The organism is Azohydromonas lata NBRC 102462 (assembly GCF_001571085.1).
Lineage (GTDB): Bacteria > Pseudomonadota > Gammaproteobacteria > Burkholderiales > Burkholderiaceae_C > Azohydromonas > Azohydromonas lata.
Genome location: NZ_BCTC01000159.1, coordinates 1 through 11066, shown reverse-complemented (window position 1 = coordinate 11066; position 11066 = coordinate 1). Strand labels below are relative to the sequence as shown.

At 71.8% G+C, this 11066-nt stretch carries 12 protein-coding genes; 5 read left to right on the top strand and 7 right to left on the bottom strand.

Going from position 1 to position 11066, the window contains the following annotated elements; genetic code table 11:
* The 5 genes from ALA01S_RS28900 to ALA01S_RS28880 all read left to right on the top strand — a co-directional run.
* A partial coding sequence (locus ALA01S_RS28900) for a glycosyltransferase family 2 protein (RefSeq protein WP_218011546.1) occupies window positions 1-931 on the top strand: 931 nt, incomplete at its 5' end.
* Window positions 932-1130: 199 nt separating this feature from the next.
* Window positions 1131-2033: a DUF1796 family putative cysteine peptidase gene (locus ALA01S_RS28895; RefSeq protein WP_169806039.1), complete on the top strand. Its 903-nt coding sequence runs from the start codon at window positions 1131-1133 to the stop codon at window positions 2031-2033.
* A 42-nt stretch (window positions 2034-2075) separates the two neighbouring features.
* On the top strand, window positions 2076-3878 hold the full coding sequence (locus ALA01S_RS28890) for a glycosyltransferase (RefSeq protein ID WP_066342831.1): 1803 nt from the start codon (window positions 2076-2078) through the stop codon (window positions 3876-3878).
* A 20-nt stretch (window positions 3879-3898) separates the two neighbouring features.
* Entirely contained in the window at window positions 3899-4240 is a 342-nt protein-coding gene (locus ALA01S_RS28885; RefSeq protein ID WP_218011545.1) for a nucleotidyltransferase domain-containing protein, read from the top strand.
* Window positions 4237-4773, top strand: coding sequence for a hypothetical protein (locus tag ALA01S_RS28880; RefSeq protein ID WP_066342829.1), 537 nt, complete (start codon window positions 4237-4239; stop codon window positions 4771-4773). The genes ALA01S_RS28885 and ALA01S_RS28880 overlap by 4 nt, the downstream gene beginning before the upstream one ends.
* Before the next feature lie 4 nt (window positions 4774-4777).
* Here the strand turns inward: ALA01S_RS28880 and ALA01S_RS28875 are convergent, their stop codons facing one another.
* The 7 genes from ALA01S_RS28875 to ALA01S_RS28845 all read right to left on the bottom strand — a co-directional run bounded on the left by ALA01S_RS28875 (window position 4778) and on the right by ALA01S_RS28845 (window position 10672).
* Window positions 4778-5440 (bottom strand): glycosyltransferase family protein, encoded by a 663-nt coding sequence (locus ALA01S_RS28875; protein ID WP_066342827.1) that lies wholly within the window; start codon window positions 5438-5440, stop codon window positions 4778-4780.
* On the bottom strand, window positions 5437-7053 hold the full coding sequence (locus ALA01S_RS28870; RefSeq protein WP_066342825.1) for a tetratricopeptide repeat protein: 1617 nt from the start codon (window positions 7051-7053) through the stop codon (window positions 5437-5439). The genes ALA01S_RS28875 and ALA01S_RS28870 overlap by 4 nt, the downstream gene beginning before the upstream one ends.
* Window positions 7050-8381, bottom strand: a complete 1332-nt coding sequence (locus ALA01S_RS28865; protein ID WP_066342822.1) for a hypothetical protein — start codon at window positions 8379-8381, stop codon at window positions 7050-7052. The genes ALA01S_RS28870 and ALA01S_RS28865 overlap by 4 nt, the downstream gene beginning before the upstream one ends.
* Window positions 8378-9298 carry a GlcNAc-transferase family protein gene (locus tag ALA01S_RS28860; protein WP_066342820.1) on the bottom strand — a complete coding sequence of 307 codons (921 nt, stop codon included), beginning with the start codon at window positions 9296-9298 and terminating at the stop codon, window positions 8378-8380. Before ALA01S_RS28860 ends, ALA01S_RS28865 begins: the two co-directional genes overlap by 4 nt.
* 155 nt (window positions 9299-9453) lie before the next feature.
* Window positions 9454-9831 (bottom strand): hypothetical protein, encoded by a 378-nt coding sequence (locus tag ALA01S_RS28855; protein ID WP_066342817.1) that lies wholly within the window; start codon window positions 9829-9831, stop codon window positions 9454-9456.
* 199 nt (window positions 9832-10030) lie between these two features.
* Window positions 10031-10393 (bottom strand): hypothetical protein, encoded by a 363-nt coding sequence (locus tag ALA01S_RS28850; protein ID WP_066342816.1) that lies wholly within the window; start codon window positions 10391-10393, stop codon window positions 10031-10033.
* Window positions 10394-10432: 39 nt separating this feature from the next.
* Window positions 10433-10672, bottom strand: coding sequence for a hypothetical protein (locus ALA01S_RS28845; protein WP_066342812.1), 240 nt, complete (start codon window positions 10670-10672; stop codon window positions 10433-10435).
* Window positions 10673-11066: the final 394 nt, after the last annotated feature.

Below are 11066 nucleotides of genomic sequence, written 5' to 3'. Positions count from 1 at the left end.
CCTACGACTACCACGAGTGATGCCCAGCGGCAGTGCAGCCGGGGGCGTGCCGCCGCTGGTGTCGGTGGTCATGCCCTCGCTCAACCAGGCCCGCTTCCTGGAGCAGGCGCTTCGCAGCGTGCTGGAGCAGTCGCACCGGCGGCTGGAGCTGATCGTGGCCGATGGCGGCTCCGGCGATGGCACGCTGGAGCTGCTGCAGCAGTGGCAGGCCCGCGACGCCCGGGTGCGCTTCTTCAGCGAACCGGACACCGGCCCGGCCGACGCCTTGAACAAGGCCCTGGCCCGCGTCAGAGGGACGGTAGTCGGCTGGCTCAACGCCGACGACGAGTACACGCCCGGCGCCGTGGAGCGCACCTTGCAGGCGCTGCATTCGCAGCCGCATTGGGCGCTGGTCTACGGGCATGGCGAACACATGGACGAGGCCGGCAAGCCGCTGGCGCCGTACCCGACGCTGCCGCCGCACACGCCGCTGGAGCGGTTCAACGAGGGCTGCTTCATCTGCCAGCCCACGGTGTTCTTCAAGCGAACGGTGCCGCTGCTGCTGGGTCCGCTGGACGAATCGTTGAAGACCGCCTTCGACTTCGATTACTGGCTGCGTGCATTCGGCCGCCTGGAGGGGCGCATCGGCTTCGTCGACGCGCTGCAGGCGCGCTCACGCCTGCACGACCAGTGCATCACCCGCCGCGCACGCATGCGCGTGACCCTGGAGGGCATGCAAGTGCTCTGGCGCCACCAGAAGGCCGCGCCTGGGCAGTGGCTGCTGAGCTACCTGGAGGAGCTGCTGGCCGATCCGAAGGCGCGCGGCGACGCGGGCGCACTGGACGGCCACATGGCGCAGATGCTGGAGCAGGCGCGCCCCTGGCTGGACCCGCTGGCACTGCCGCACCTGCAACAGCAGGTGGCACGGCGGCTGCAGCGCGACCGCACATGAGCCCGTGCAGCACTCCTCCCTGGGCAGCCGGCAAGGGCAGGGCGACACCGCGACATGGGAAACGGCTGAGCCGGCCGGGGTGGCCGTTCACTGGGACAATGCGCGAGTGCAGGCCGCCGCGGCTGCGAAGCGGGCGACAGCCCTCCCATGAACCGTTGCGCCTGGAAGGGCTGTGCCCAGCGCGCGTGAGCATTTGATGATGACCGACGAGCAGTTTTTGCAGGCGCTCTATACCGGGCTGCTGGGCCGGGCGCCTGATCCCGGCGGGCTGCAGCACCACCTGCAAGCCCTGCAGTTGCAGCAGGCCGATCCCTTGCGCTACGGCCGCCTGGCCGAGGCGTTCACCCGAGGTGCCGAGTTCCAGCTCAGGGCCGAGCTGCGCTTGGCGCCTGCGGGCTCCAACGCCTACCTGCCGGACTTCAGCGGCGAGACCTTCGGCCACGTGGTACCGCTGGGCAGCTTCTGCCACGCGGCGATGGCGCTCAAGCGTCTGGGCCTGCGCCAATGGGCTGGCCCCTTCGACTGGATTTTTTCCAGCGTCGGCATGGCTGCACATTGCCTGGAGGACGACTTCGCCACCTTCCTGGACGCGGGGCAGTGGCGCAGCGTGCCGGAAGCCGAACGCCACACCATCGAGGCCAACCGCTGCGACCACCGCTTCTACCGCGAGCAACTGGGCGTGCCCTTTGTGTTCAACCATCACGACCCGGCCGCCGATCCGGCGCATGCGGCGTATTTCCAGCGCGCGGTGCAGCGGCTGCGCCAAGTGCTGGCCAGCCCGGCGTGGAAGCTGTTCGTCCTGGTGTCGCCGGTTCCCGTGAGCCTGGAAGGCCTGCAGCCGCTGCTGTCGGCGCTGCAGCGCAGGAGCAGCAACTTCGTCGTGCTGGCCCTGCAGTTCAAGACCGTCGCGCCAAGCGCGCAGCCGCTGGCCCTGGCGCAGGCACTGCGCACGCGGCGCTTGCGCCACGACCTGCTGGCCGCGGAGTTGGACGTTGCCCAGCCGTCCAACGGCGTGGTGTTCCCGCAGGCACGGGACAACCAGATGCTCGACCGCTTCCTGCGCACTTTCCGCATACAGCCGTCGCCGCTGCAGCCGCTGTAACCGTTCCCCGTCCTTCGTCCCTGGCCCCCAGGCCTTTTCCACATGCCCCTGCCACTACTGGATGCCGTGCGCCTGCTGCGCCACGACGTGCTGCAGAACTTCAAGGCCAGCGTTGCCGACGCGAACGACGACCAGCGGTTTCTGCTGTGGTGGGCGTTGTCCGGACACCGCGAATACCCGGCCGCCAATGACTGGCTGCCCGCCGACGCGCAGCGGCGCTGGCTGTTCGAGCCCGTGGCCGCGTCGCCGCAGCGCGGCGGGCTGGGCATGAACCGGCTGTTGCTGTGCCTGTACGCGCACCGGCCCACCGTGCATCAGGCTTTCGACATCGGCTCGCCCGTGGGCCTGTGGGACGCGGTGTCGTGGTTCTACGTCGTGGCCTTGCGCGAGCTGGGCTTGGAGGCCTTCCTGGACAGCGCGACGCGCGCGGCGCTCAACGCCCCGGCCTTCGACGGGCCCGGGCCACAGCCCACCTGGCTGATGACCTTGCTGTGGCGCCAGCAGCCGGCCCTGCAGCGCGCCTGGGACCTCACCAAGGCCGAAGGCCGGCAGGCCCTGGTGCACTGGTTCACGACGCAGGGAGCCCAACGCTTTGGCCTGCAGCCGCTGCTGCAGGGCGCCTCCGCGCAGGCTGCAGCCTCCGCCGCTTGCGCGCCTTCGCAGCGCGGGGGGCAGCAGCCCGCGCCGTTCGGCGTCAACCTGGTGGGCTTTGCCTACGGCGAGCTGGGCATAGGCGAAGACCTGCGCATGGCCGCGCGCGCCTGCGAGGCCGCGGACATTCCCTTCAAGGTGCTCAACATCAACCCCGGCCAGCACCTGCGCCAGGCGGACAGGCACATCGCGGCGCACGTGGTGGAGGACGCTGCCGAGCTGCCCTACGCCATCAACCTGTTTTGCCTCACCGGGTTCGACACGGTGCGTGCCTATGCCGAGCGCGGACCGGCGCTGTTTGCCGGCCGCTACAACATCGGCTGGTGGCCGTGGGAGCTGCCGGTGTGGCCGCGCCGCTGGCAACCGGCCTTTGAGGTGGTGGACGAAATCTGGGCGGCCACCCGCTTCACGCAGGAGATGTTCAGCAAGTCCACGGCCAAGCCCGTGACGCTCATGCCGCTGCCCGTGAGCGTGGAGCGGATGAAGAAGACGTCGCGCCGCTCGCTTGGGCTGCCGGCAAAGCGCTTTTTGTTCCTCTACATCTTCGACTTCAACTCCTACCTGGACCGCAAGAACCCGGAGGCGGTGATAGACGCCTTCCAGCGGGCCTTTCCCGATGACGGCTCGGTTGGACTGGTCCTGAAGACGATGAACAGCCGCGGCGACAACCCGGCCTGGGAAGCCTTCACGCAGCGCTGTGCCGCGGATCCCCGCATCGTGCTGCTGCAGCGCACGTTGGACCGGGAAGTGGTGCTCGGGCTGGTCAACGCCTGCGACGCCTACGTCTCGCTTCACCGCTCCGAAGGTTTCGGCCGCACCCTGGCCGAGGCCATGCTGTTGTGCAAACCCGTGGTGGGCACCGGCTTCTCGGGCAACGCCGACTTCCTGACCAAGGACAGCGGCTACCCCGTGAAGTGGAAGAAGCGGCCCGTGGCGGTGGGGGAATATCCGTTCATCGAGGCCGAGGATGGCGCCTGGTGGGCCGAGCCGGACGTGGCGCATGCGGCCAGGCAGATGCGGGCGGCGCGCTCGGCCGCGGGCAGCGAGTGGGCGCTGCAACTGCCGCAGCAGATGCACAGCACCTTCGCCCCGGCCTCCATAGGCACACGCATGGCGCAGGCCTTGCGCGAGCGCTTTGACGCGCTGCAGTCGGCTCAGGCGGAAGAAGGGACAGCCGATACGGCTTTGGCGTGACCGGCGTGGCGCCAGGCGTCATGGCCGCGAGACAATGGCAGCTCCGTCTCGCCTACGCCATGCGCCTCGCTCCCCACCAAACGCAAGCCATCCTGCGCTGCCTGCGCCAGCACTACGGCGCCGACGCCCAGGTGCTGCTGTTCGGTTCCCGGCTGGACGACACGGCCCGCGGCGGCGACGTGGATCTGCTTGTGGAAACCCCCACACCGCCCACGCTGCGGCAACGGATGTACGCAACGCTCGCCTTGGAGCAGGCGCTTGGGCTGCCTGTGGACATCGTGGCCGTTCAGCAGGGCAACGCGGGCAGTGCCTTTGTCCGCTTGGCCCGCAGCCGGGCTCAACCTCTGGAAGACAAGGCATGACGGACTCGCTGGCCGCTGAACGTGAGCACCTGGCCAACCTGCTCGAAGCCGTGCAGCGTTGCGCGCACTTTCTGCACGCCACTGCAGCCAAGGTGCCCTGGCCGCTGGAGGGCGCCACGCTGCGCCGGCGGCAAAAGGACGTTGACCTCTTCGAAGCACTCGCCGCATTGAACGAACGCTTCGCCAAGCTCCAGGACACGATGGGCGCCGCCATGCGCCACGCCGCGCTGCTGATGAGCGAAGCCACCACGCCGTTTCTGAAAGTACTGGTCCTGTTCGAGAAGCTGGCCGTGATCGACTCCGTCGAGGGCTGGCAGCTCTGCCGCACGGCCCGCAATCTGGCCGCGCACGACTACGAAACCGACTATGCGCTGATCGCCGAGCACTTCAACGAGTTGCACGCCTTGTTGCCCTGGCTGGTCAGGGCTGCGGCACGCCTGCTGGAGGCCTGCGCGCAAAGCCTGCATATCGAGCCGGCATCGCAAGATTTCCAGACGGAATTCCGCGCCGTGGCCGCCGCGCACGGTGCCTGAGCCCTCACCCAAAGCTCGCCAGCAACCCTTTGTCCACCACCCGCCCATCGAACCCCCCGGCGGCGCGCTGCCTGAACAAGGCACGGTCGGCCTCGTCCACCGGCTTGCCGTCCTTCTCGTCGTCCACCTCCACCAGCACGGCGTGCGGGTGGTAGGCCAGGGCGTCCTGCTGGCGGGCGATGAGGGTCAGCTCGGTGTCGCCGTAGTGCCGGGCATAGCCGGGAAAGAACAGGTCGCCCCCGTACAGCGGCTGCAGCCACGAGCGCCGCACCAGGCCGAAGCCGGCGAGCTGGCCGAACCACTTGCCGTCGTTGAAGGCCACCAGCCCCGCCTGGGGCTTGGCCTGCAGCGCCTGCAGCGCAAAGCGCAGCCACAGCCGGCCGGCAAAGGCGTCCTCGGCCACGTAGAGGAAAAAGGCGCCGCGCGTGCGCCGCAGCGCCAGGTTCCAGATCGCCACGGGGCCCAGCCCGGCGTCGTCCTGCACGGCCAGCACCTGCAGCGCCACGCCGGCGCGGGCGATCATCAGCCGCGCCGCGCGCTGCGCCGCCGCGCGCCGCACCCAGGGCAGCACGGCCACCATGGGCGCGTCCAGCACGCAGCCGCCTTCGGCCACGGCGCGCAGGGCGCTGGCGCTGCTCCAGTGCAGCCCCGGCACTTCGGCGCTCATCCCAGGCTCCAGGCCAGCAGTTGCGCGCCCAGCTCGGCGTGGTGGTCAAAGCGCCGCGCCCCCAGGTGCGCCACGCCGTGGCGCTCGCACATCAGCGCCGTGGGGCTGCGCGGCACGCAGTGCAGGGCCTTGCCCAGCAGCCGCAGCTCTATGGCGGTCAGGCCCATGGCGTAGGGCGCGGTGTCCACGAAGCTGGCGTCCAGCGCGGCCAGGGCCTGCAGGTAGTCGGGGTGGTTGGCGGGCGTCACGAACTCGGCCACGTCCATCAGCGCGCCCAGGCGCCGGCGCGCGGCCTGCCGCGTGCCTTCGTGGCGCCAGCGCTGGTCCACCAGCACCAGGCGCCGGGGTTTGAGCTTTTCCAGCGCGCGGGCGGTGTGGGTGCTGATCTTGGCGGGGTTGGAGACCAGGGCGTACACGCCCGCGGACGGCCGCGCGGCGGGCGCGGGCAGCTGGGCGGCGGCGCGCGCCAGGGCCGGCGCGTAGGGCGGCGCGGTGTAGGTGACGTAGCCGTGGCGCGCGTGCAGCACGGGCTCGCTGTAGAGGCCGGCCGCCGCCGGGGGCACCTGGCGGGCGTCGGCAATGAAGCCGTCGAAGCAGCGCAGCCCCGTGCTCAGCGACTGGCCACCCACCCACTTGAGCTGGCGCCGCGCCGGGCGCGAGGCGACGGCGGCCAGCGCCTCGGGGTCGGTCCAGCCGCCCAGGTCGATGAGGGCGTCCAGGTCCGCCGCCAGCAGCAGCCGGCGCAGCGTGGCGGCGTCCAGCGCGCGGCAACTCACCCAGCGGTGCGCCAGGGCCAGGAACTCGGTGCGCGCCCAATCGGCCTTGGCGCCGCGGTCGAAGAAGATCAGGTCGGCCTCGCGCGCGAGCGCGCGCAGCGCGCCCAGGGTCAGGAAGCCCACGGGCGAGGCGCAGAACTGCGCCGAGACCAGGCCGATGCGGGGCCGCGCCCCGGGCGCTCGCGGCGCGCGCGCGGGGCCCTCGCCCTCTCGCGGCACGCCCAGTTGGCCGGCCAGCGCGGCAAAGCCGGCGGCGATGTCCACGCCGCGGCGCGTGCCCTCGTACAGGTCGGCCACCAGCGCGGCCAGCGCGGCCTGCAGCGCCAGCGCCGGCTGCCCGCGCGCGGCCTCGTCCAGCGCCAGCGCGGCGGCGCGCGCGTCGCCGAAGGCGTTGAGCTGCAGGTCGGCCAGCTCGCGCAGCGCGGCGCCGCGCCGCGTCGCGGGCGTGCCGGCGTCGGCCAGCAGGCTGCGCAGGTGGGCGGCGGCCTCGTCGGCACGGCCCAGGCGCTGGCAGGCCTGGGCCTGCAGCGCGCTGGCCTGCCACAGCGGCTGGGTGCGCGCGGCAGCGCCCGCGTGGGCGAGGGCGGCCGGCGCGTCCCCGGCGGCCAGGCAGGCGGCGGCCAGCGCCAGCGCCACGCCGGCATCGGCCGGGGCCAGCAGCCGCGCGCGCTCCAGGGCCTCGCGCTCGGCGGCGGCGTCGCGGGCCTCGCGCGCCTGGCGCGCCTCCAGCAGCAGGGCCTGCAGCAGCTGGCGCTGGCCCTCAGGCGCCGGGGCGGCGGGCAGGCCGCCGGCGGCGCTGGAAGCGGCCGAAGAGGCGGTGTCGGCTGGCGGGTTCAACGGAAATCGAACGCCGTGGCGCTGATCTTGGGCAGGTAGCGCTTGCACCAGGCCGAGCCCGCGGTCTGCAGCATGTAGAGGTTGCGGTAGTTGAGCCAGCAGCCGTAGAGCCAGCGCGACTTGCTGCGGTGGGCCATGTCCTTCATCTCGCGCAGGCGCTGCAGGTGCACGTTCATGCGCGCCTCGCTGGCGGGCAGCGCGATCTTGTGCACCTTGAGGCCGCTGCCGGCCTGGCGCAGGAACAGCGGCAGCAGCCGCTCCACGATGAAGGGCCAGTAGGTGGAGCCCGCGTGCAGGCCCTTGGGGTCGCTCAGCGGGGAGTCCAGCACGCGCAGCACGGCCGCGGGCAGCGCGGCACGGGCGCGGTCCACGACGCCGCGCACCCAGGGCAGGTAGGCGCCCCAGAAGGCGGGGCTGCCCACGAAGTAGTTGCAGGCCGAGAAGCGGGCGGAGCTTTGCACCGCGCCCAGCTCGGCCTCGTCCAGCCCGGCGGCCTTGAGCACGGCGGTGCACAGCTCGGTGAAGGCCGGGTGCGAGGGCACGCCCTGCTGCCAGCCGTTGATGTAGAGCGCCTCATGCTCGGGGTAGGGGTTGCAGAAGTAGAGGTCCTGCCCGGGCTTGTCGGCGATGGCCTTGAGCAGCGCGGCGCCGCTCAGGCCCGTCTTCTGGCCGAAGCGCCACGACAGCGCGCCCCACAGCGGCGCACGCTGCAGCGCGGGCTCGGCGGCCAGCCGCTCGAACACGGCGAACTCGCGCAATGGGTCGTCGCGGCCGGCGTTGTCCAGCGGGGTGAAGGTCGGGTCCAGCCCGGGGCGCTGCTCTTCCTTGAAATAGATCTGGAAGATGGGCAGCACCGAGCGCCGCGGCGCGGGTGCGGGCGCGGGCGCGGGGGCGCGCTTGGGCGCGGGCGCCGCAGGCCGGGAGGCCTTGCGGGCGGCCGGCTGCGCGGCCGTGGCGTCGGTGGCGGGCTCGGCGGGCGCCTTGGAGGCCGGCGCGGCCGTCTTGACGGCAGCCTTCTTGGCGGCGGCCTTCTTCACCGCAGCCTTCTTCACGGCGGCCGTGGCCGGCGCCTGGGCCGCGGGCTCGGCCGCCGCCTGCGGCGCCACGGGCTTGGCGGCGGTGGCCTTGTCCGCCTTGTGCGGGGCCTTCTTGGCGGCGGGCTTGGCCGTCTTCGCAGCGGTTTTGGCCGCCTTGGCCGCAACGGCCGCAACGGCCGGAGCGGGCGCTTCAGCTTGGGCGGCCTCGGCCTGGCGGTTGCGGCGGGCGGGCGCGGGGCGGGCGTCGGCGGTGACGTCGGCCACGGCGGGGGCGGTGGACTTCTTTTTCAATCGGGGGCCCTGCAGATGCGGTTCGGGTAGTCGATGCCGGAGTGCTCGGCGAATTGCTGGAGGCTGCGCGCGCGGCCCAAGCCGTAGGCGCCGAGGTAGGCGTTGTCGTAGAGGAGGGCGCGCAGCCGTGCCTGGGAGGCGCGCTCCAGGTCCCACCAGCGGGTTGGGCGCGCGGCGTCGTCGCCCTCGGCCCAATGCACCGGGCGACCGTCGCCGCGGTGGTAGAGGTGGTAGATCGGCAGATCCGGCACGTGGTGTATGTCCCAGCCGTGCGTCCAGGCGCGCACGGCCAGGTTCTGCTCCTCGCCGTGGAAGTAGAGCCACGGGTCGTAGGGCACTTCGGCGATGAGGGCGCTGCGCGTGAACAGGCACCCGGCGCCGACGTGAAAGCCCGGCAGCGCCCCGCGCGCGGGCACGGCGCGGCTCCTGAAGGCCAGCACGGGCGAGTCGGCGCCCAGCGCCACGCCGGGCTGGGGTTCCAGCACCAGGGCGTGCCCGGGCAGGGGCCGGCGCACGGCCTGGCCGTCCACCAGCTCGAAGGGCGCGGGATAGGTGGAGACGATGGCGCGCGGGTTGCGGGCCGACAGGGCTTCGAGCTGCTCCACCAGCAGCCGGTCCCAGTGCCGGTCGAACAGCATGTGCGCGTCCACCTGCAGGAAGTAGGGCTCGCCCTGGCAGTAGCTGGCGGCAATGGAGCGCGCCCAACACGGGCCGCGGCTGAAGCGGTGGTGCAGGTGCAGGTAGTGGATGGCGCCGGCGCGGCGGGCCAGCTCGGCGGGCGGCTCGGCGGGGGCGTCGGACTGGTCCACCACGGCAAAGCGCAGCGCACCCGGATCGGCCGCCTGCTCCAGCGCGTCTGCCACCGTGAGCCACAGGCGCGGATCACGGTAGGCGGCAATGCTGATGAAGATGCTCATGGCGGAAGGCGCGGGGCAAGCCGCGCCGCGCGCCGCGCCAGGGCACGGCGGCGATAGAAACTGAAAGGCCGGACGGATCAATCTTTCAGTTTATCGCCGGTGCATCAGTTTTACGCACTGCGCCGGGAGCCGCAGTGTTGGAAAGTGCCGCGCGGCTACAGCCCCAGATCCTCTTCGCGCGTGATCACCACCGGCCGGTTCTCCACGCGGGGGCGGGCGGAGTCCAGCCGCTCCACGCGGTTCACGCACAGCAGCCACTGCCCGGAGCGCAGCCGCCAGGCGGTGCGGCGCTCGTGGGCGACGGGGCGGGCAATCGGCAGCTCCCGCATGTCAAAGCCCACGGCCACGGCCGTGTGGTCGTGGCGTATCCAGCAGCGCCGGCCCTGGGCGTCCAGGCCGATCAGCTTGGTGGCCAGGGCTTGCTCGTCCTCGTGCTGCGTGAAGCGCCAGGGCAGCACCACCTCGTCCTCGTAGCCCGCGGGCATGGCCTCGCCCCAGGCCGGGATCAGGCTTTCTTCGATCAGGCTTCCCATAGCTCCATACCTCCATGCGCCGCGATGAATAGTTATGCACAACGTCGGCCGGGCAGCTTGCAAGCGACGGGCCAGGGCCATGTCCCCGGGCGCGCCGCCTTACGCCAGCCCTACGCCCCGACAAACCGGGCGGCCCGGCGCGCCGGGCCTGTCGGTTTTGTCGGCTGCCGCACAGGGCCGCCGCACAGGGCCGCGCCCGCTACAGGCCCAGGTCCTCCTCGCGCCTGAGCACGGCCGGGAGGTTTTGCACGCGGGGGCGGCAGGAGTCCAGGCGTTCGACGCGGTCCACGCACAGCAGCCATTGGCCGCAGCGCAGCCGCCAGGCGGTGCGGCGCTCGTGGGTGGTTGGGCGGGCGGTGGGCAGCTCCTCCTCGTCGAAGCCCTCGGCCACGGCCGTGTGGTCGTGGCGTATCCAGCAGCGCCGGCCCTGGGCGTCCAGGCCGACCAGCTTGGTGGCCAGGGCCTCCTCGTCCTCGTGCCGCCGCAGCGTCCAGGGCGGCACCACCTCGTTCTCGAAGCCGTCCGGCACGGCCTGGCACCAGTCCAAAGGCAAGGGATTCATCTCAAGGCTCCTTCCGGTGGCGGGTTAGGGCCCAGGCGCTCAGGCCCCGTGCCGCACAGGCGGCACGGGCACGTCGGCGCAGACGCGGTGGCGCTGCACGTCCACCCAGACCTTGGTGCCTATCAGGCGCGACCACACCTCGCCCACGCCGGGCACCGGCACGCGCAGGAACTGCATCCCCGCCAGGCTCACCACCGCCTCCACCCCGCCGCCCGGGCACGCAACCACGCCGCGCAACAGCGCGGGCCGCCAGGCGGCGGCTTGCACACAGCTCTTCATGGATCACCTCCTTGCATCGCAATAAACCGAACTACACAGCGTAACGTGAACCATGCAAGTCGCGGGCCAGCGCTGAAAAGCTGGCTGCATAACGCTTGGGGCAGAAGGCTGGCCCGTGCGGGCGGGCGGCGGCGCGGCCGGAGCGTGCGACAAGCCGCACAGGCGGCGCGTCGGGGAGGCGACGCGGCTTGTTGGGTTTGTCGCCTACCGCACAAGGCCAAGGGCCGCAAATGCTTGATTTCCCTTGGAAAGTTGAGTTGGCACAACTCTCGCAATGCAGGCTGCAACGACCGACCCTGGAGCAGCAGCCTCATGTCCACCGGCACCGCATTCGTGTCCATCGATGGCCTCAAGAAAGGCCGCCAGGCCGTGAGCGACATCCTCGAAGCCGCCG